This is a genomic window from Olsenella sp. An188 (assembly GCF_002160255.1).
Taxonomy (GTDB): domain Bacteria; phylum Actinomycetota; class Coriobacteriia; order Coriobacteriales; family Atopobiaceae; genus Thermophilibacter; species Thermophilibacter avistercoris.
In genome coordinates, this window is record NZ_NFKF01000006.1 from 128,556 (window position 1) to 148,976 (window position 20,421).

The 20,421-nt window shown below is 66.2% G+C and carries 13 protein-coding genes; 12 read left to right on the forward strand and 1 reads right to left on the reverse strand.

The annotated features are described in order from the left end of the window. The first annotated feature begins 137 nt into the window (after positions 1-137). The 8 genes from B5F23_RS07710 to B5F23_RS07745 all read left to right on the forward strand — a co-directional run bounded on the left by B5F23_RS07710 (position 138) and on the right by B5F23_RS07745 (position 15,204). Entirely contained in the window at positions 138-1,415 is a 1,278-nt protein-coding gene (locus B5F23_RS07710; RefSeq protein WP_087353368.1) for an ATP-binding protein, read from the forward strand. Between the two features lie 421 nt (positions 1,416-1,836). Next, on the forward strand, positions 1,837-7,086 hold the full coding sequence (locus B5F23_RS07715) for an InlB B-repeat-containing protein (RefSeq protein WP_143786388.1): 5,250 nt from the start codon (positions 1,837-1,839) through the stop codon (positions 7,084-7,086). 21 nt (positions 7,087-7,107) lie between these two features. Then, positions 7,108-7,593 (forward strand): hypothetical protein, encoded by a 486-nt coding sequence (locus B5F23_RS07720; protein WP_087353372.1) that lies wholly within the window; start codon positions 7,108-7,110, stop codon positions 7,591-7,593. 217 nt (positions 7,594-7,810) lie between these two features. After that, complete coding sequence (locus tag B5F23_RS07725; RefSeq protein ID WP_087353374.1) at positions 7,811-10,372, forward strand: hybrid sensor histidine kinase/response regulator; 2,562 nt, start codon at positions 7,811-7,813, stop codon at positions 10,370-10,372. Then, complete coding sequence (locus tag B5F23_RS07730) at positions 10,369-12,585, forward strand: ATP-binding protein (RefSeq protein ID WP_087353376.1); 2,217 nt, start codon at positions 10,369-10,371, stop codon at positions 12,583-12,585. Before B5F23_RS07725 ends, B5F23_RS07730 begins: the two co-directional genes overlap by 4 nt. After that, positions 12,582-13,742, forward strand: coding sequence for a GGDEF domain-containing protein (locus tag B5F23_RS07735; protein ID WP_087353378.1), 1,161 nt, complete (start codon positions 12,582-12,584; stop codon positions 13,740-13,742). The genes B5F23_RS07730 and B5F23_RS07735 overlap by 4 nt, the downstream gene beginning before the upstream one ends. Beyond that, positions 13,739-14,857, forward strand: coding sequence for an HD domain-containing phosphohydrolase (locus B5F23_RS07740; RefSeq protein WP_087353380.1), 1,119 nt, complete (start codon positions 13,739-13,741; stop codon positions 14,855-14,857). The genes B5F23_RS07735 and B5F23_RS07740 overlap by 4 nt, the downstream gene beginning before the upstream one ends. After that, the gene (locus B5F23_RS07745; protein WP_087353382.1) at positions 14,854-15,204 is read left to right on the forward strand and encodes an Hpt domain-containing protein; all 351 of its coding nucleotides are present in this window, start codon (positions 14,854-14,856) and stop codon (positions 15,202-15,204) included. Before B5F23_RS07740 ends, B5F23_RS07745 begins: the two co-directional genes overlap by 4 nt. An 88-nt stretch (positions 15,205-15,292) precedes the next feature. On the opposite strand, the gene B5F23_RS09600 is transcribed toward B5F23_RS07745, so the two are convergent. Continuing rightward, entirely contained in the window at positions 15,293-15,511 is a 219-nt protein-coding gene (locus B5F23_RS09600) for a hypothetical protein (RefSeq protein ID WP_143786389.1), read from the reverse strand. Positions 15,512-15,613: 102 nt separating this feature from the next. On the opposite strand from B5F23_RS09600, the gene B5F23_RS07750 reads away from it, so the two are divergent. The 4 genes from B5F23_RS07750 (at position 15,614) to B5F23_RS07765 (ending at position 20,405) form a co-directional block, all read left to right on the forward strand. Then, entirely contained in the window at positions 15,614-16,645 is a 1,032-nt protein-coding gene (locus tag B5F23_RS07750) for an SPFH domain-containing protein (RefSeq protein WP_087353384.1), read from the forward strand. 12 nt (positions 16,646-16,657) lie between these two features. Then, complete coding sequence (locus B5F23_RS07755; protein ID WP_087353386.1) at positions 16,658-16,861, forward strand: hypothetical protein; 204 nt, start codon at positions 16,658-16,660, stop codon at positions 16,859-16,861. A gap of 140 nt (positions 16,862-17,001) precedes the next feature. Further along, positions 17,002-19,077: an elongation factor G gene (locus B5F23_RS07760; protein WP_087353388.1), complete on the forward strand. Its 2,076-nt coding sequence runs from the start codon at positions 17,002-17,004 to the stop codon at positions 19,075-19,077. 137 nt (positions 19,078-19,214) lie between these two features. Continuing rightward, positions 19,215-20,405: an FprA family A-type flavoprotein gene (locus B5F23_RS07765; protein ID WP_087353390.1), complete on the forward strand. Its 1,191-nt coding sequence runs from the start codon at positions 19,215-19,217 to the stop codon at positions 20,403-20,405. Positions 20,406-20,421 lie beyond the last annotated feature (16 nt).

The following is a 20,421-nucleotide window of genomic DNA, read 5'->3' on the forward strand; positions in this document are numbered from 1 at the left end:
TTTTAGCGCCCGAAGAGCGGGGAGGCCCGCCGCGCGCCCCAAAACGCCAAACCCGAAAACAAAATCGCGCCAAACCCGAAAACAAAATCGCGCCAAACCCGAAAGTGCTACAATAACACCAGCTAAGGGAGGGTAAGATGCTCGCTCATTACATGCCAAGAATCGTCGACAACGAGCTCAAGAACAAGCTCGCCCACGCCGGTGCCGTCTATGTCAGGGGGCCCAAGTGGTGTGGGAAGACATCGACGTGCGACCAGCTTTCGGTAAGCGCGCTCAGGCTGCGCGACCCAGACACCTACGCCTCAAACATGGAGGCCGCGGCGGTGCGTCCCTCCCTGCTGCTCCGGGGGGAGCGCCCCCGCCTTATCGACGAGTGGCAGGTGGCACCCGTGCTTTGGGACGCCGTAATAAACGAGGTGGACTCCCTGGGTGGCGCGCCTGGCCAGTTTCTCCTTACCGGGTCGGCGACCCCGATCGCTGCCGGGGAGGATTGGCCAAAGCACACCGGCACCGGGCGCATAGCGCGCGTGAGCATGGACCCCATGACGCTTCAGGAGTCTGGGAGCTCAACCGGTGAGGTGTCGCTCTCGGCCCTCTTTGGCGGTGCGGATGAGGTGGAGGGTTCGTCCACCATCACCGTCGAGCAGTATGCCAGCCTCATCTGCTCTGGCGGGTGGCCGGCCCCAATCTCAAGGGGAGAGGCGGACTCCTCGGTCGCGCGCGACTACGTCGACGCGATCTGCGAGTCTGACATTTCTGAGGCGGCAGACAGCGCCCTCGATCCCGAGCGGGCACGAGCCCTCATGAGGTCGCTCGCGCGCAATACCGCTCAGGAGGCATCTTCCGCCACGCTCCTTGCCGACGTGCGTGAAGTGGGCGTCGGCATGAGCGAGCCCACCCTGCGGACCTATCTGGCCGCCCTCCGGCGACTCTTCGTCATCGAGGACCTCAAGGCATGGGCTCCGGCCCTCCGCTCGCGCACGCCCCTGCGCTCGGCGGCAACGTGGCACCTGTGCGACCCCTCCCTCGCCGCGGCCGCGCTCGAGACAACGGCGGACGGCCTGCTGTCCGACCTGGTCACGATGGGCTACCTCTTTGAGTCCCTCTGCGTCCGCGACCTTCGCGTCTACGCGCGAGCGCTGGGCGGTGCGGTGTATCACTACAGAGATAAGTCGGGCCTCGAGGTTGACGCGATCGTTCGCCTCAACTCTGGTGCATGGGGGGCGGTGGAGGTCAAGCTCGGCGGAGCCGACCGCATAGACGAGGGGGCCAGGAACATGACGCGCCTCGTCGCGCGCCTTGACGGCAGGCGCACGCCCAAGCCGGCCTTCCTGATGGTCCTCACCGGCGGTCAGTTCGCCTACACCCGCCCCGACGGGGTTCACGTAGTCCCCCTCGGGTGTCTCCGTCTCTAACACACGGTCAACACAGAGCGTTTCCGCCCGGCGAGAAGAACCCGCGCCCCGACCGTCCACCCTACAAATCAAACCCCCTACCGCAAAATTTCACGCGAACCGAGAAGTTAACAAAACCTCCTTAGGCGGTTGGCCAAACCCTCAATCACGCGTTTAGAGATTTTCAGGAACCAACAAATGCCTGATAGAAGCCTTAAGCATCAGTAATGCGTCAATCCGTTTGCAAATTCTACAATTAACATTCGATAATCAAAATGCCCTTAATGTGCTATTTAGCAGGCAAAATAGGAAGATACCCCCTACCGCTTTTTGTGTTACAGTGACGCCAAAATGGGCTGTGGGCGCACTCTGCCTGCGGACCACGTGTAAGCAAGCGGGCGTCGTCGGGCGGCGCCCCAGGCACGAGGGAATGGTGGTTTGTATGAGTGAGAGGCGCGAGGGTCACAACGCCACGCGGCGCCAGACGATGAAGAGGTGGAAGGTCGCACTCGTGGCCGTCCTCACCATCGCCATGGTGATGCAGTCCTCCAATGTCCAGGCGATAGCCGAGGGCATCGCCGAGGGCCTTGCCGGTGACAGGCCTGTGGTTACGGACACGATGCCGACCGACGGCACCGGCACCGACGCAGCGACCGGCACCGAGGACGTCACGACCGACGAGACCGCGGAGGACACCACGTCCACCGAGGCCACGGTTCCCGAGACGGACGAGACGGCCACGGACGCCGAGCCGACCGAGGAGGAGTCCACCGACGCCCCCGCGGCTCCCGAGGAGGTCGTCGAGGACACCACCGAGACCGAGGCTCCCGCGGAGACTCCCGCCGAGGAGGCCGAAACCACCGTCACCCTCAACGTTGAGATCAGCGGCGCCAAGCTGACCTACACGGCTGAGGATGGCACCGAGCAGAACGTCACGCCCGAGACGGACCCCAAGTCCGTTGACGTTCCCAACACTCTCGACTTCAAGTTCACGGTTACCCCCGACGAGGGCCAGCGGGTCTCCTCCGTCAGCTACGGCGAGACCGAGCTGACCGCTGACGAGGCCGGCACCTACACCGTCGCCACCGCGGACCTGACCGACGGCGAGAAGATCGTCGTCACGACCGAGGCCGTCCCGGCCGCGGAGACTCCCGCGGAGGAGACCCCCGCTGAGCCCGAGGCTCCCGCCGAGGAGGCTCCCGTAGAGGATGAGGCGACGCCGTCTGAGTATTCCCTGACCATCTCACATCGGCTTGAGGTGACTGGTGGTTATTATGAGTCGGTGGAAACAGTGAGGGTCAGCCCCGACAGTCTTATCAATGGAGAGTACGACCCTGCTCAGAATGCTAAGAGCGTCGATGGCTTGCGTGTGGTTTCGTCGTCCCCAGTCAAGGTCGTAGACTTTGAGGACGATGGAGTTGCTGAGACGACGCTCGAGTATGGCGTCGCGGATAGCTACCAGGTTGATCCCCTAGACGAAGGAAATGAGAATTCCTACGTCTTGCTTGGAGAGCTTGAGGACATCAATATTCAGGCGGCGAGTCAGAAGTTTGTCGTTGTTCGCTTTCAGTATGAGAGCGGCGCAACTGCGGCCGAGCCTTACAGCCAGGCCATCTCCGCTAATGATGAGGGGAAATTTGCTTTCGAGTACTCGGTGAACGTTCCCGACGGCTTCACGATGCGGGTGGAGACCGACGGGGTCTACGTCGAAGGCAATACAATTTCTATGACATATACCGACAACAGCGACGCTGAAGTCGTGGTTGTCTTTGTTGGCACGGAAGCCGAATTTAAGGTGGAGTACTACTTCCAGAAGCTTGAAGGAAGTGAATACGACCACGACTCAAGCAGGGATGAGACTCGCACCGGTCTTGTTACGACACTAACGGATGTGCAGCCCAGCCAGATAGATGGCTTTACGTATCAGCCTGTGGAGCAGCAAATAATTGAGGCATCAGGGACGGTTGTAAAGGTTTTCTACAATCGCAATACATACACACTGATGTACGATACCAATGGCGGTTCATATGTGCCTTCAACATCGGTCAGATATGGGCAAGCCGTAAGTCTTGTCTCGGGAGATGACGCTCCAACGCGCAAGGGCTATACGTTTGATGGCTGGTATCTCGACGAAGACCTTAGCAAAAAGGCAGATTCGTCTGTTGTCCTGAGCGGGGATACTACCGTTTACGCTAAGTGGGACGGCGCCATCGTTGGCTACAAGGTTGTTTACATGACCGAGAACGCCGACGACAATGGATACTCGTATGCTGGCACGGTGGAGCTTAGTGCGAAGGCAGGAACTACAGTTTCAGCCGATAATATGACTCAGAAGCCATATGGGTTTGATACGCAGCACTTTTCGTTTGAGAGGGCGACGAGCGCAGATGTTGCTGCGGATGGCAGCACAGTCATCACGGTGAGATATAGCCGTAATGAGTATACGATTACATTTGAGGGAACCGGTGGTCGTCAGCTTGTTTGCGGTAAGGATGCGCATGAGCACAGCCGGTATGAAGGCTGCTATGAGCTTGATTGTCCGTATGGTGGCACCAGCATTATTCACTGGTGGCATGACGATTACAGCCATACGATTTGCGGTCTGGAGGAGCATAGCCACACCAGTGAGTGTTACGGGTATCGTGACACGCTGACAATTACCGCAAAATATCAGGCGTTCATTGGAGACCAGTGGCTTGATTTGGTCAAGGGGACGAGCTGGTATTGGAGTGGTAAGCAGTTCACCAGTTATCAGGCAAGCATGCCGGGAGAGAACAAGTCACTGGAAAAGTACTCAGATGGTTGCAACCGTAACCTGCTTTACTACATTGAAGACCCTGAGGGAACGGTTGAATACAGGGGCAAAACCTTCACTCTGTTCGCGGATGTGTTGTCTACCGGCGATTATCCTACGTTTGACGAGGAGTTCTTTGCGATTGATGGGTACGATCGGTATGGAAGCACTATTGAAAAGTGGCAGAACGGCACGGAAGGGTACGGCAACGCAAGCTGGGACAAAACAGGCGGCGGTTCGTTCTACTACACTCGACACAGTTACGACCTTGAGCTCATCGGTGGTGGAGTGAGTGAGTCTCACGAGGTGCCTTACCTCGGCAGCTTTAGCGATGAGGCCGGCTCTTTCATTAATGAAATGGGTTCCTCCTTCGATGGTTGGTATCTCGATCCTGAGTTCACCACCCCATATGAGGGCGACTTCACCATGCCGAAGGGCCTTGTGCTGTACGCCAAGACGAAGGTCAACACCTACGACGTAACGTTCCTTTGTGAAGAGAATGGTGACCAGTTCGGCACCGCGATGACCGTGGAGGAGAACGACACGGTCGAAAATCCCGGGATTCCGACCAAGGAAGGCTATGTCTTCGACGGTTGGTACTGGAGGGTTGATGGGGCTGAGCAGGCATATGACTTTGCAAATCAGATAACCGGGGACACTATTATTTACGCAAAGTGGCGTGAGTCCTCTACGGTTGCGTATACCGTTCAGCACAAGATCGGTAACGAGGTTATCAAAGAGACTGAGCCTGTGACTGTCTCCGTTGGAACAACTGTTCAGGCAAATGCTCTGTCGAATGACGAACTTGTTAAGATCTCCAGCCAGTATGACGGTTACCTACCAGATGCTTATACAAAGTCAATTAAAGTGTCTGCTGAAGAGCACACGATTGTGTTCAACTACGCGAGTCCCAGCAGCCTGACATACAAAGTCGCCTATGTGACTGAAGCTGGAACTCAGGTGTATGTTGAGAACGAAGGCAACCCAGTTAGCGCATCGGCTTCTGAGTTCATTGTCACTCCAACCGAGGAAGGGCAGCGTTGGGCTGAGCTGAACGGCTATAGCTTTATTGACGAAAGCGTCGTGGCTAAGCTCAGCGTCGGTAGTGAGAACGTCATCAAGATTACCGTCGAACCGACCGAATATACAATCACTTACGATTTGGGTGAGGGCGCTTGGGACCCCGAGTCAGATGGCAACCACCCAGAAACGTATACCGTAGCGGAGATTGAGAGCCCCGGAGTAAGCATTACCGCCCAACCCGTGAGAGATGGCTATGCGTTTGCTGGCTGGGAGCTGGGTGAACTGACAAGCGTGAAGGATCCAGCGGGTGGAGAGTTTGGTTCGCCGAAGACATTTAGTCTTGCCGGTGGAACCGTTGGTCACTTGAAGTTCAAGGCGAAGTGGGAAAAGCTCAACAAGGTCACCTACGACTGGGGCGAGCCCGCCTTCGAGGGGGTCCGCGAGGGCGAGGTCCCGACCCTGCCCACCGACAACGGCTCCTACGTTCCCGGCCAGAACTATACGGTTGACAAAACCTATGCGGCTGGGGCTTCGGTCAACTCCTACGACGCCTACGGCAACGTCAACGGTACCTGGACCTTCTCCGGCTGGACCGACCCGAACAACGGTGTCATGGGCAACTCCGACGTTCCGATCACCGGCGAGTGGACCTATGCCGAGGCTGAGGTCGACACGTACACCGTGACCTACAGGTATGACGGAGCTGTCCCGGAGGGCGCTCCCGCCCTGCCGAGCACACAGGAGTATGTCCTTAACCAGCCCGTTAAGGTTGCCACTGATCCCGCATTTGCGAACTGGACGTTCAGCGGCTGGGATACCGAGGACTTCACCATGCCGGATCACGACGTGGTGATTAGCGGCTCCTGGTCTACGGGCACCTCCGCGCTCTCCGTCTCCAACTACAGCGGCGTTTATGACGGCGAGTCCCACGGCATCACGGTCAACGGCCTCATCGAGGGCGATGTGGTGAGCTACAGCGTCAGCAACAGCTTCACCGACGTGACCGGCAGCCCCGTGAGCGTCAAGGCCACCGTCACGCGCAACGGCGTTGCGATCTGGACCGGCACCGCGAGCGTGAGCATCACGCCCGCGACCATCCGCGTCACCATCAGCGACGCCACCAAGGTTGAGGGCCAGGTTGACCCGGGCCTCGAGTCCACATACGTCGTCCCCGTTGCCGGCGAGCTTGCCGGCTTTGAGGGCAGCATCGCCCGCGAGCCCGGCGAGGAGCCCGGCACCTACGTGATCGGCCGCGGCACGCTGGTCCTTGTCGACCGCACCGCCCAGCTCGCCGGCGAGAAGGACTTCAAGGCCTCCAACTACACGCTCGAGGTCGTGCCCGGCACCTTCACCATCACGGCTGCCCCCGGCGGCGGTGACAACCCCGGCGGCGGTACCGACACGCCGGACAACCCCGGCGGCGGTGGCGGCACTGACAACCCGGGTGGCGGCACCGGCACCAACCCCGGTGGCGGCACCGGCGGCACTAACCCCGGCGGCGCGGGGACCGGCACCGGTACCGGCGCTGGCACCGGCACCGGGACGGGCGCTGGGACCAACCCCGCCCCCACGCCCGTGACCGCCGCGGCCGACGATGACGCGGCCGCCGACGACGAGGCGATCAACGACGACGAGAACCCGCTCGCCGACGACGCCTCCGCCGACGACGAGTCTGACGACGCCGAGTCCATCGACGACGATTCCAACCCGCTCGCCTCCGGCACCGGTTCGACCGCCGAGACCTGCTGGGTCCACTGGGCCGTCATCGTCGGCATCATCGTGACCGTTGCCTACTTCGCGGTCTGCGCCGCGCGCACGCGCCGCGCCACCGACGAGCTGACCTCCTTCGAGGACGACGTCCTCGACCGTCGCTAGGATCAGGAGGGAGGAACTGAGATGAAGAAGACCAACACCATCATCGCCGCCGTCCTGGCCGTGATCTCCGTGGTGCTGCTCGTGGTCTGGTACGCCCTCGGGCTCAACCACGTCGACGAGCCGCTCGACCTCGTCCTGAGCGTCGTGTGGTGGGTCGTGATCGTTGGCGGCGCCATCCTGCTCGTCCGCCTCGAGCGCGTCCGCCGCGCCCGCGTCCGCACCGTCTACGTTGCCGACGGCCGCATCTACAACAGCGAGGCGGGTACCGTCACGCTGCCTGCCGGCGCCGACGTGACGGGTGCCGTCAGCGCGGTGCTCGGCGCGCTCACCTACGACTTTGCCAACGTGGGCGAGGGCTCCGACGCGAGCAAGCGTGGCGGCTACAAGTACGTGGTCCGCAGCCTCGAGTACGGTGACGGCGCCTGGGAGGGCGAGGTCGCCGTGGTGGCGACGGGCAACGTCGTGCCCTTCTCGTCCCGCGACGAGCTGGCCCGCATCATCGGCTAGCCACGTCCGCACCTGCTTTGCCGGGCCCTCGGAGCTTGCGCTCCGGGGGCCCTTTGCTTGCGCGGGAGCCGCGCAGAGCCGGCCCTCGCCCCGCCTTCCCCCGCCGCACCGTGGTTCTTCTCGCCCCGCCCGTGGCCAACGGGAGAGGGGAGGGGGCATAAATCGGACACCGCCCCTGCTACACTAGCCGTAGGAGGAAAATCGTCAGGGGGGTGCCATGGCTCGGCAGAGGGGGACAAGAAGGCTGCTCGGGCTTCTCGGCCGCATGCGCCTCAGCCTTGCGGTCTTTGCCCTCTTTGTGGTCATGGCCGTCACCGGCGGCCTCATCCTGCGCGACACGCTGCTGCAGAACGCCTACGAGTCCAACACCGCCCTCTCGCGCTACTACGCGTCCGAGACGGACAGCAACCTCGTCACCTACGAGGCCCTGCTCGAGTTTGGCACCGCCTCCATCGAGGCGCGCGTCTACGAGGAGCAGCCGTGGGACTCCATCGAGGAGTGGGCCAACCTCTACTGCGAGCGCCTACGCACCGTGCTCGGCAACGAGAACATCAACCTGTACGGGGTCGTGGACGGCCGCGTGCTGGCGGTGGGCGTGCCGGACCTGGGGGAGGGCTCGGACCCGACCTCGCGCGCCTGGTACCAGGCGGCCACGGAGCGGCGCGGCGAGCCCGTCTTCACCGACGTCTACGAGGACGCGATCACCGGCGAGCCCGTGGTCACGGTCGCCGAGGCCTGCACCGGCGTGGACGCGGTCCTTGCCTTTGACGTCTACCCCGAGAGCTTCCAGTTCCGCTTTGCGACCTCGGACCTGCCCGAGGGAGTCTCGTACTTCCTGTGCGACTCGGCGGGCGTGCCCCTCTACGCCCGGACCGACCTGGACCCCGCCGCCGTTGCGCCCTACCTCGCCGACCTCGTCTCGCGCATAGACGCGGGCGAGTTCGAGGGCCACGACGCGAACCTCGTGGACTCGCGCGGCGAGCGGCGCGCGGTGGACTACACGCGGCTCTCAAACGGCTGGTACTCGGTGGTGACCACGCCCTACTCGCTCATCCTGGGCGACCTCAACACCGTCTACCTGGTGTTTGTTGCGATGGGCGTGGCGTTTCTCGCCGCCCTTGCCGTGATGGGCGTGCGCGACTGGCGCCGCACCCGCGCGATGGAGCGCACCAACGAGACGGTGCGCGTGCTCGGCAACTCCTACTACGCCATCTACCTGGTCAACTACGACGAGGGCACCTACGAGATGATCAAGGGCTCCGACTACGTGCGCGACCGCATACCGCCGCGGGGGCCCTACCCCGACCTGCTGCGCACGGCGAGCGAGGTCATCGAGGAGAACACCTTCCGCGAGTTCGAGGAGAGCTTCTCGGCCGAGAACATCCGGAGCCTGGTGGCGGGCCGCGTGCGCGACTACGGCGGCGACTTCCTGCGCAAGTTCGGCGAGCGCTACCGCTGGGTCAACGTGCGCGTGCTCTACGACGAGTCGCTCGCGCCGGACGAGGTCGTGCTGTGCTTCCGCGAGGTCGACGCGGAGAAGCAGCGCCAGCTCCGCGAGCGCCACTACCTCGAGCAGGCGCTCGACACCGCGCAGGACAGCCTCGAGTCCAAGCAGGCGTTCTTCAACAACATGAGCCACGACATGCGCACACCGCTCAACGCCATCATCGGCCTTACCGAGCTCGCGAGCCGCGACACCGCCGACGCCGGGAAGACCGCCAACTACCTGCGGCGCATCGACCAGTCGAGCCACCAGCTCCTCAACCTCATCAACGACATCCTGGAGATCTCGCGCATGGAGAGCGGCAAGGTCTCCTTTGCGAGCGAGCGCATGGACCTCGCCCAGACCCTGCGCGACGCTATCGCCCCCTTCGAGATGCAGGCCCGCGAGCAGGGCAAGTCCTTCTCGGCGCGCGTGGATGCGCCCGACCCCTGGGTGCTCGGCGACCCGATGCGCCTCTCGCAGGTGATGAACAACCTGCTCTCCAACGCGCTCAAGTACACCGAGCCCGGCGACTCGGTGAGCGTGGCGGTGACGCAGGAGGACCGCGGCGACGTGGGCAGCTACAAGATCGTGGTGGCCGACACCGGGATCGGCATGTCCGAGGAGTACCTGCCGCACGTCTTTGAGCTCTACGCGCGCGAGCAGCGCTTTGGCACGGCCCAGACGGTGGGAACCGGGCTCGGCATGCCGATCACCAAGAGCCTGGTCACGCAGATGGGCGGCAGCATCGAGGTGGAGAGTACGCTCGACGTGGGCACCACCTTCACGGTGACGCTGCCCTTCTCGCCGGCGCCGCCCGAGGACGCCCCGGCCTGCGCCGCCACGCCGAGCGTCGCCGCGGGGATGCCCGAGGACGGGCCCTCGCTGCTCGCGGGCGCGCGGGTGCTGCTGGCCGAGGACAACGAGATCAACATGGAGATCGCCTCGGAGCTGCTCTCCGAGGCGGGCGTCGAGGTGGTCCAGGTCTGGAACGGCCAGGAGGCCGTGGACGCCTTTGCGGCGAGCGAGCCGGATGCCGTCGACGCCGTGCTGCTGGACATGAAGATGCCGGTCATGGACGGCTGCGAGGCGGCCCGCGCCATCCGCGCGCTGGACCGCCCGGACGCCCGCGAGGTGCCCGTCGTCGCGGTGACGGCCAACGCCTTCGCCGAGGACGTGGCCGCCACCACCGCGGCCGGCATGGACGCGCACGTCTCAAAGCCCATCGACTTCACGGTGCTGTGCCGCACGCTCGAGTCCCTGATCGCGCGGCGCCGGGGAGGTGATCGCCCATGACTGGCGAGAAGAACCGCGAGGCCGCCGCGCGCGCCGCGGGGAGCGCCTCGCCCGCGCGCCCCGTGCGCGCCATCAGGCTCGGGGTGCTGGGGCTTCTCGCCCTGTGCGCCGTGGTGTTTGCCGCCGTGACGTTCACGGCGGTGGGGATGAGCGACGTCACGATCGACGGCGTGAGCGCCGGCTTCATGGAGCAGATGAGCGCGCAGATCCGGCTCAACTTTGCCTCCGAGATGCGCCTGTACCGCTCCGAGCTGGAGAGTACGCGCCTCGCCGTGCGCGCCTCGGGCGCGACCGGGCGCGACGAGCTGCGCGACGGCTTTGCGCGGGAGGCGGCCGCGCGCGGCTTTGCCTACGTGGGCGTGATCTACCCCGAGGGCCGCACGAGCCTGCTGCTTGGTCCGGAGCTCGCGCTCGACGAGCGCGACGCCTTCGTGGACGGCGTCGTTGACGGGTCGCGCCCGGTGACCGTGGGGACCTCGGCCGACGGAGAGTCCATGCTCGTCTTTGGCGAGGTGCTCGAGAACCGCCGCCTGCCGGAGCTCGACGGGGCCGTGCTCGTGGCCGGCGTGCCGCTTGGCGAGGTGGTCTCCGCGCTCTCGCTCGACGTGTCCGCGACCCAGGTCTACACGCACATCATCCGCCCGGACGGCTCCTTCATCCTGAACAGCAACAAGAACCTCGACGCCGACTCCTACCTGGGGATGCTCAGGGACAACGAGGGGCGCCCCGGCGTCGACTACGACATAACCGCAGACGAGCTCGCCCAGGTCATGGACGACCGCGGCAGCGTCTTCTACGTGGCGGTGGTCGGCGGCGAGCGCTACGCGAGCTACCTCTCGCCGCTCGAGGGCACGGACTGGTTCATCGTCTCGGTGCTGCCCCACCGCGTGCTGCACGACCCGATCGACTCGCTCGCGTGGAGCCTCGTCGCCGCGGCGTTTGTGGGGTGCCTTGCGATCCTCGTGGCGCTTCTCGCCGTCTTTGTGCGCTACCTGCGGCTCCTTCGCTCCCAGATGGACGAGCTCGACCGCGCCCGCGCGGCCTCGGACGCCGCGAGCCTGGCCAAGAGCCGCTTCCTCTCCAACATGAGCCACGACATCCGCACCCCCATGAACGCGATCGTGGGCATGACGCAGATCGCGCGCGAGCATGCGGACGACCCCGCGGCCGTGTCCGGGTGCCTCGACAAGATCGCCAACTCGAGCGCGCACCTGCTGAACCTCATCAACGACGTGCTCGACATGTCCCGCATCGAGAGCGGCCGCATGGAGCTCGCCTCGGAGCGGGTCTCGCTGCCCGAGACGCTCGACGCCGTCGAGGCGATCGCGCGGACGCAGGCGGAGGCGCGCGGCGTCACCTTCGTCGTGGAGCGCGAGCTCTCGTGCCCGGTGGTGCTCACCGACGGCACGCGCCTCTCGCAGGTCCTTCTCAACCTGCTGTCCAACGCGGTCAAGTTCACGCCGCGCGGCGGCGAGGTCACGCTGCGCGTGGAGCAGGGGGCGGAGCCGGCGCCCGACGGGCGCGTCCGCACGCACGTGTGGGTGCGCGACACCGGCATCGGCATGTCCGAGGAGTTCATGCGGCGCATCTTTGACTCCTTTGAGCGCGAGGACACCGAGCGCGTGCGCAAGACGGAGGGCACGGGGCTCGGCATGTCGATCGTCAAGCGGATCGTGGACGGCATGGGCGGCTCCATCCAGGTCAGCAGCGAGAAGGGCCACGGCTCGACGTTCCACGTGACGCTCGACCTCGAGCGCTGCGCGGGGGAGGCCGAGCGGCTGGCCGAGCCGGACCCGGCGTCGCTCGCGGGCGCGCGGGTGCTCCTGGCCGAGGACAACGAGCTCAACTGGGACGTGGCGAGCGAGCTTCTGGGCGCCTGCGGCCTCGAGCTGGACTGGGCGGAGAACGGCCGCGAGTGCGTGGAGCGGTTCTCGGCGAGCGAGCCGGGCCACTACGACGCGATCCTCATGGACCTGCGCATGCCCGAGATGACAGGCTACGAGGCGACCCGCGCCATCCGCGCGCTCGACCGCCCCGACGCGCGGTCGGTGCCGATCGTGGCCATGACGGCGGACGCCTTCGAGGAGGACCGCCAGCGGGCGCGCGAGGCGGGCATGGACGCGCACGTGGCCAAGCCGATCGACGTGGCCGAGGTCCTGCGCGTGCTGGCGCGGCTCGTGGGCGAGCGCGACGACGGGAGGGGAGGGGCATGAGGAGGACCGACCTCCCGGCGAGCGTGCTGAGGCGCTCCGCGGCGCGGCGGCGTGCCTACTTCACGGCAGACAGCGAGCGCATCGTCAGCTCCAACCTGGGCAGCGTCGCCGTGGCCTCGGCCATGGTGCTCGCCCTCGTGACGGCGCTCTCCGCGGCGGCGCGGCTGGTCTCCCCGCTCTGGGAGGCGACCTCCGCCCACGCCGTCGTCCTCGGCGTCTCCGCGGGGGTCCTCGCGGTTTCCCTGCTGCTGCGGCACAGGCTCGCCGCGCGCCCGGTGGCCTCGACGGCGGTGTGCCTGGCGGCCGAGGCCGCGCTGCTCGCGCTCGTGGTTGCCATCGACGCGACGGCCACGCGCGGCATGCCGGGGGTCTTCCTGCAGCCGGCGTGCATCGCGCTCACCGCGGTCATCGTCACGCCCTACGCGCTGCCGCTCGTGGTGGCGCTCGGCGCCGAGGTCTCGCTCGCCGTGCTCTCCGCCGCGCTCAAGTCGGCGCCGGTGGCGCAGTTCGACGCCTTCTCGTGCCTGATCGGGATGGTCGTCGCCGTGGCCGTCTCGCAGGTGACCATGCACCTGCGGCTGCGCGACTTCGAGGCGCGCGAGGTCCTGCGGGTGAGCTCGCTGCTCGACTCCCTGTGCGGCGTCTACAACAAGGGCGCGCTCGTCGCGGCGCTGCGCGAGTACCTCGAGCGCTCCGGCGCGCACGCGACGGGGGCGATCCTGCTCTTTGACGTGGACCACTTCAAGGGCGTGAACGACACCCATGGGCACTACGCCGGCGACGAGGTCCTGCGCGCCTTCGGCGAGGCACTGCGCACGAGCTTCAGGGCAACGGACACGGTGGGGCGCTTCGGCGGCGACGAGTTCATGGTCCTCGCGCCGTCCCTCGTGGACGAGCGCGTCATCAGGGAGAAGGTCGACCGCGTGCGCGCGGCCATGCGCGAGGCGGGCGAGCGGGTCCTGGGCGAGCCGGTCACGCTGAGCTGCGGCGCGCTCTTCGCCCAGGGCCGCGCAGTCACCTACGAGGAGGCGCTGCGTCAGGCCGACGAGGCGCTCTACGAGGCCAAGCGCTCCGGGCGCGACTGCGTGGTCGTGCGCGGCTACGAGTCCGGGAAGAGTCCCGCGCGGCGCGCGGGGGAAGCGGAGGTGTGCGGATGACGACGCAGACGGGCGCGGGCGCGGACGGCGCGCGCGCCTCGAGGATCCTCGTCGTGGACGACGAGGAGATCAACCGCCTCATCCTGGCGGCGCTCTTCGAGGAGCACTTCGAGGTCGTCACGGCGTCCGACGGGCAGGAGGCGCTCGAGGTTCTTCTCGCCGATCCGGGCGGGTTTGCCGCCGTCCTGCTGGACGTCATGATGCCCAACGTGGACGGGATGGAGGTCCTCAAGCGCCTGAAGCCGACGGGGCTGCTCGAGCGCGTGCCGGTGTTTCTCATCACGGCCGAGCGCGGCAACGCCGTCATGGAGGAGGCGTACCGGCTGGGCGTGATGGACTTCATCGGCAAGCCGGTGGTGCCCTACGTGGTGGTGCGACGGGTGCTCTCCGTGGTGGAGCTCTTCGAGGCAAGGAAGCGCCTGTCGCTCACGGTGGAGGACCAGCGCCTCCAGCTGCTCGAGCGCGCCGAGCAGATCATCGAGCTCAACCGGGGGATGATCGAGTCGCTCTCCGCGGCGATCGAGTTTCGCGACGGCGAGTCGGGCGAGCACGTCCGGCGCATCCACGACATCACGCGGACGATGCTGCTCGAGACGCCGTTTGGCGAGGGGCTCAGCGCAGAGGACGTGGACGACATCGCGCTCGCCTCGATCATGCACGACGTGGGCAAGATCGCCATCCCCGACGCCATCCTCTGCAAGCCGGGCCGCCTCACGGCCGAGGAGTTCGAGGTGATGAAGACCCACACCACGCAGGGTGCGGTGCTGCTCGGGCGCATCCCGCAGATGCGATCGCTCGGCGCGTACCGATACGCGGTGGACATCGCGCGCCACCACCACGAGCGCTGGGACGGGCGCGGCTACCCGGACGGGCTCGCGGGCGACGAGATCAGCCCGTGGGCGCAGGTGGTGGGCCTCGCCGACGTGTACGACGCCCTCACCAACCGGCGCGTCTACAAGCCGGCGTTCACGCGCGAGGAGTCGCTGCGGATGATCTGCGACGGGGAGTGCGGCGCGTTCAACCCGCGGCTGCTGGAGTGCTTCCTGGAGGTCGAGCCCGCGATCGCGCGGCTCTACGAGGGGGCCGAGGCCCCGGAGACGGAGGGTGAGCGATGAGGCATGAGGTGCTGGCTGCGGGCGGGATCGACGTGGACGACGCGCTGGGGCGTCTGATGGGCAGCGAGAAGCTGCTTGCCCGGCTTCTGGGGAAGTTCCTCGACGATACCAGCTACCAGCGCTTTCTTGACGCGGTTGCGGCCGACGACGCCGAGGCCGGCCTCGAGGCCGCCCACGCGCTCAAGGGCGTGAGCGGCAACCTCTCCATGGTGCGGGTGCACGAGCTCACCACGCGGGCGTGCGAGCTCATCCGCGCCGGGGACTGGCCCGCAGCCCGCGGCCTCGCGGACGAGCTGGGCTCCGCGTACTCCAGCGTCAAGGCGGCGATCGAGGCCTGCGAGCTCTAGGCGCGCCGGGGTTTCCGCCCCGCCGCTGTGCAATTTGGGCCTTCGGTCCATGGATTGGGGGTTCGCGTGTGCAGTTTGGCCTCTCGATTCATGCGTTTTGGGGTTCGCCGAGGCGTGCGCTCTGCAAAACCCCAGGATTCTGGATTAGGTTCTTAATCAAATTCGCCCGATTCTCGATTTTGGCGGCATTTTGCATGAACTGAGAGGCCAAACTGCACAGCGGGGTGGCCGTTTCATGGATCGAAGGCCCAAATTGCACACGCCTGCCCGCCTCGCGGCCCGTGCCGTTCGCCGACGTTTCCCTCACGCCTGCTCCTCCCGCTTGCGCTGAGACCAATGTGATATCACAATGGTCTCAGCGCGAGGACGCCCACCCCGGGGCGTGCCCGCCCCAAGGAAAGGAACCGCAATGACCGTCGAGAAGAAGGCCCGCGCCGCGAACGGCTGGCCCATGCTCTTCGTGAACCTGGCCCTGTACGCCGCGACCGTCTGGATGATGGTCCAGGGCATCATCATTCTGGCCACCGCCGAGGATGCCGGCGTCGCCGCGCCCATCTGGGGCCCCGTGCTGCTCGTGGGCAGCATCGTCCTGCTCATCGTGGACGTCATCGTCTCCTGCGGCTTCTTCTCGCTGCAGCCGGGTCAGGCGCGCGTGCTCGTGCTCTTTGGCAGCTACGTGGGCACGGTCCACGACTCGGGTTTCTACTGGGCCAACCCCTTCTACGCGCGCAGCCTGGGCAACCCGGACGGCGCCGCCGTTGCCGAGAGCCTCTCCGAGGGCGTGGAGAGCTCCACCAAGGCCGCGAAGATCGCCGCCGCGGCGGCCAGCGGCCTCTCCACGAAGGTGTCCCTGCGCGCCCGCACCCTCAACGGCGACCGCCTCAAGGTCAACGACAAGATGGGCAACCCGATCGAGATCGCCACGGTCGTGGTCTGGCACGTGGCCGACACCGCTAAGGCCCTCTTCGACGTGGACAACTACCCCTCCTTCGTGGCCATGCAGACCGAGACCGCGCTGCGCCACGTCGCCAGCATCTACGCCTACGACCACATGGAGGACGACGACTCCTCCAACCAGTCCATCACGCTGCGCTCCAACATCGAGGAGGTCTCCGAGAGCCTTAAGCAGGAGCTCGACCGTCGCCTGGCGCCGGCCGGCGTCTCGGTGGACGACGCGCGCCTCACGCACCTGGCCTACGCGCCGGAGATTGCCCAGGCGATGCTGCGCCGCCAGCAGGCCGAGGCCATCATCGCGGCGCGCAAGAAGATCGTCGAGGGCGCCGTCTCGATGGTGGACATGGCGCTCAAGGAGCTCTCCGACGGCGGCGTGGTCGAGTTCGACGAGGACCGCAAGGCCGTGATGGCATCCAACCTGATGGTGGTGCTCTGCGGCGAGTCCGAGGCCCAGCCCGTGCTCAACACCGGCTCGCTGTACCAGTAGGCGGGCGAGGTCATGGCCGCGCGCAAGCAGTACCCGCTGAGGATCGACCCGGAGGTCTGGGCCGCGGTGGAGCGCTGGGCCGCGGATGAGATGCGCAGCGCCAACGGCCAGGTCGAGTGGATCTTGCGCGACGCGCTGCGGCGTGCGGGGCGGCTGCCGGGCAGGCGCCCCGGCGGTGGGGACGAGGGCCCGTCGGACGGAGGCCCAACAACCTAGCCATGGTCGCCGGCGGGATCAGGCACCCCGCCGGCGCGCCCGCCGCCCTTCTCGCCCGCTGCCCGATATGTGCGCAATGCCGCGCGACAACGTGGGTATGGTAAGTGGCATCGTGCATACACCCGTTCGAGGGAGGCATCATGGCAGCAAAGGGTAGCGAGAAGGTCAAGAACGTGGTCCTTGTGGGCCAAGGCGGCGTGGGCAAGACCATGCTGGCCGAGGCCATGCTCCACCTGACGGGTCGCACCACCCGTCTCGGCGGCCACGCCGGCACCAAGCCCACGCTCGACTACGACGGCGAGGAGGGCGAGCGCGGCTTCTCCATCTCCACCGCCATCGCCCCGATCACCTGGGAGGGCACCCGCCTCAACGTGCTCGACGCCCCGTGCTACCCGGACTTTGTCGGAGACGCCTACGCTGCCATGAGCGCCTGCGAGACGGCCGTGTTCGTCGTGGACGCGGCGTCCGGCCCCGGCACCATCACCACCCGCCTCTGGTACGCGGCCGAGGACCTCTCCCTCGCACGCGCCCTGTTCATCAACCGCCTCGACCGGTCGGACGCGGACTATGACGTGGCCTTCGCCACGCTGCAGGAGCGCTTTGGCACCAACCTCGGCGCCGTGACCATCCCGATGGGCTCCGGCGACGCCTTCTCCGGCATCATCGACGTCGTGCACATGAAGGCGCGCCACCTCGAGGGCGGCAAGCCGGTCGTGGAGGACATCCCCGCCGAGTACGCCGACGCCGCCGAGGCCGCCCGCGCGCAGCTCACCGAGCTCGTGGTGGAGGCCGACGACGAGATCATGATGAAGTACCTCGAGGGCGAGGAGGTCACCCAGGACGAGCTCGAGGGGCTTCTCGCCAAGGCCATCCGCGAGCGCGTCTTTGTGCCGGTGTTCTCCGGCAGCTGCGTGCGCGAGGAGGGCGTCATCTCCTTCATGGACGCCGCCGTTGCGTGGTTCCCCACGATGGCCGACTTCGGCCGCATCCCGCTGGTCAACGGCGAGCAGCTCGACATCTCCGAGGACGACGAGCGCCCCGTGGTGTTTGCGTTCAAGTCCCTCAACGATCCGCAGAACGGGCGCCTCTCGTTCCTCAAGGTCCTGGCCGGCACCATCACGCCGGGCGTCGAGCTCACCAACGCGCGCACGCGCAAGAACGAGCGCCTCGGCCACCTCTACCAGATGTGCGGCAAGGAGACCACCGACGTGCAGCAGGCCGCCGCGGGCGACATCGTGGTGGTGCCCAAGCTCGAGGCCATGACCGGCGACACACTCTCCGTGACCGGCAAGGTCGAGGCGGCGGCGTTCCGCTTCCCCAACTCGCTCTACCGCACCGCCATCGAGGCCGACGCCCGCGGGACCGAGGGCAAGCTCTACGCCTTCCTCGAGAAGAGCGCCGACGCCGACCCCACCCTCAAGGTGGAGCGCGACGAGGACACCGGCCAGACCGTCATCTCCGCCATCGGCGAGGCGCAGGTCAGCGTCCTTCTCGACCGTCTTGAGGACCGCGCCGGCATCACCGCGCACACCGTGGCGCTCAAGATCCCGTACCGCGAGACCATCCGCCGCGTGGCCAGCGCCCAGGGCCGCCACAAGAAGCAGACCGGCGGCGCCGGCCAGTACGGCGACTGCTGGCTGCGCATCGAGCCCAACCCCGGCGCGGGCTACGAGTTCGTGGACGAGGTCGTGGGCGGCCACATCCCGCGCGGCTTCATCCCGGCCATCGACAAGGGCGTCCAGGAGACCATGAAGGACGGCGTGCTTGCCGGCTACCCGATGATCGACGTCAAGGTCGCCGTGTACGAGGGCTCCTACCACCCCGTCGACTCCAACGAGATGGCGTTCAAGACCGCCGCGCGCATTGGCTTCCAGAAGGCCGTCGAGCAGGCCGAGCCCGTGCTGCTCGAGCCCATGGCGCACCTGCGCATCACCGTGCCGGAGAGCTACGCCGGCTCCGTGATGGGCGACGTCTCGGCGAGCCGCGGCCGCGTCGAGGGCATGGAGGCCGGCACCGGCGCGCAGGCCGGCGAGACCACCGTCGTGGCCACCATCCCGTACGCCGAGGTCACCGACTACGCCACGCGCCTGCGCTCGCTGTCGCGCGGAACGGGCGAGTTCGAGATGGAGGTCAGCGGCTACGAGCAGGTGCCGCACGACATCCAGCAGAAGCTCGCGGCCGACTACACCGCCCGCCGCGCCGCCGGCGAGAAGTGATACGAGGGGACGGTCCCCTCGCGTCATCGTGACCCCCACGCGGGCGGTCGGCCAGGCGCCGGCCGCCCGTTCTTCTCGCCCGGGCGTGCTATGCTAGCTGCGACGCAGCACATCACCACTCCAAAAAGGGAGGACGCATGCTTTCTGCAGTTCAGATCAAGCCCGACGTCTACTGGGTCGGCGCGCTCGACTGGAACGCGCGCGAGTTCCACGGCTACACCACCGAGGCGGGCATCACGTACAACGCCTACCTCATCCTGGACGAGAAGGTCACGCTCATCGACACGGCCAAGATCACCTTCAAGGACGAGCTGCTGCAGCGCATCTCCTCGGTGATCGACCCGTCCAAGATCGACGTGCTCATTGCCAACCACGTGGAGATGGACCACTCTGGCTCCACGTCGGTCATCCACGAGCTGGCGCCGGGCGCCCAGATCTACTGCTCCGCGCCGCAGGGCGTCAAGAACATGACCGCGCACTTCGGCGACCTTGGCTACAACGGCGTCAAGACCGGCGACACCCTGTGCATCGGCAAGCGCACGCTCACCTTCGTGCAGACGCCCATGGTCCACTGGCCGGACAACATGGTCACCTATGACGCCTACGACAAGATCCTCTTCTCCAACGACGCCTTTGGCCAGCACTTTGCCAGCTCGGCGCGCTTTGACGACGAGAACGACATGTGCGAGGTCATGCACCAGGCGCGCAAGTACTACGCCAACATCGTGCAGCCGTACCGCACGCAGGCCGCCGCTGCCGTGAAGGCGGTGCGCGGGCTGGGCGCCGACGCGCTCGACCTGATCTGCCCGGCGCACGGCGTGATCTGGCGCAGCCACGTGGAGGACATCCTGGCCGCCTACGAGGGCTTCGTCTCCGGCGAGGTCCGCGAGCGCGCCGTGGTGGTCTACGACTCCATGTGGCACTCGACCGAGAAGATCGCCCGCTCGCTGGTCGACGGCTTCCTCGCCGCGGGCATTCCCGCACAGCTCATGGACCTCAAGGAGAACCACATCTCCAACGTCATGGACGTCTTCCTGGACTGCCGGTACGTGTGCGTGGGCTCACCGACGCTCAACAGCCAGATGCTGCCGACCGTGGCGAGCTTCCTCACGTACATGAAGGGGCTCTCGCCCAAGAACGAGGGGCGCGTCGGCCTGGCGTTTGGCTCCTACGGCTGGGCGCCGCTCGGCCCCAACAACGTGGGCAAGGAGCTCGAGGCCGCCGGCTTCCAGCTGCCGGAGAAGACCTTCGCGGTGAACTGGATCCCGAGCGAGGAGAAGCTCGCCGAGGCGCGCGACCTCGTGGCGAGGCTTACCGCCGCGGAGTAGCGACGTCCGGGACAAG

What these genes read in the sequence shown, in the direction of transcription:
- B5F23_RS07740 (WP_087353380.1), top strand. Translation starts at nt 13,739, where the DNA reads ATGACGACGCAGACGGGCGCGGGCGCGGACGGCGCGCGCGCCTCGAGG.
- B5F23_RS07730 (WP_087353376.1), top strand. Translation starts at nt 10,369, where the DNA reads ATGACTGGCGAGAAGAACCGCGAGGCCGCCGCGCGCGCCGCGGGGAGC.
- B5F23_RS07750 (WP_087353384.1), top strand. Translation starts at nt 15,614, where the DNA reads ATGACCGTCGAGAAGAAGGCCCGCGCCGCGAACGGCTGGCCCATGCTC.
- B5F23_RS07735 (WP_087353378.1), top strand. Translation starts at nt 12,582, where the DNA reads ATGAGGAGGACCGACCTCCCGGCGAGCGTGCTGAGGCGCTCCGCGGCG.
- B5F23_RS07710 (WP_087353368.1), top strand. Translation starts at nt 138, where the DNA reads ATGCTCGCTCATTACATGCCAAGAATCGTCGACAACGAGCTCAAGAAC.
- B5F23_RS07720 (WP_087353372.1), top strand. Translation starts at nt 7,108, where the DNA reads ATGAAGAAGACCAACACCATCATCGCCGCCGTCCTGGCCGTGATCTCC.
- B5F23_RS07725 (WP_087353374.1), top strand. Translation starts at nt 7,811, where the DNA reads ATGGCTCGGCAGAGGGGGACAAGAAGGCTGCTCGGGCTTCTCGGCCGC.
- B5F23_RS07760 (WP_087353388.1), top strand. Translation starts at nt 17,002, where the DNA reads ATGGCAGCAAAGGGTAGCGAGAAGGTCAAGAACGTGGTCCTTGTGGGC.
- B5F23_RS07765 (WP_087353390.1), top strand. Translation starts at nt 19,215, where the DNA reads ATGCTTTCTGCAGTTCAGATCAAGCCCGACGTCTACTGGGTCGGCGCG.
- B5F23_RS07715 (WP_143786388.1), top strand. Translation starts at nt 1,837, where the DNA reads ATGAGTGAGAGGCGCGAGGGTCACAACGCCACGCGGCGCCAGACGATG.
- B5F23_RS07745 (WP_087353382.1), top strand. Translation starts at nt 14,854, where the DNA reads ATGAGGCATGAGGTGCTGGCTGCGGGCGGGATCGACGTGGACGACGCG.
- B5F23_RS07755 (WP_087353386.1), top strand. Translation starts at nt 16,658, where the DNA reads ATGGCCGCGCGCAAGCAGTACCCGCTGAGGATCGACCCGGAGGTCTGG.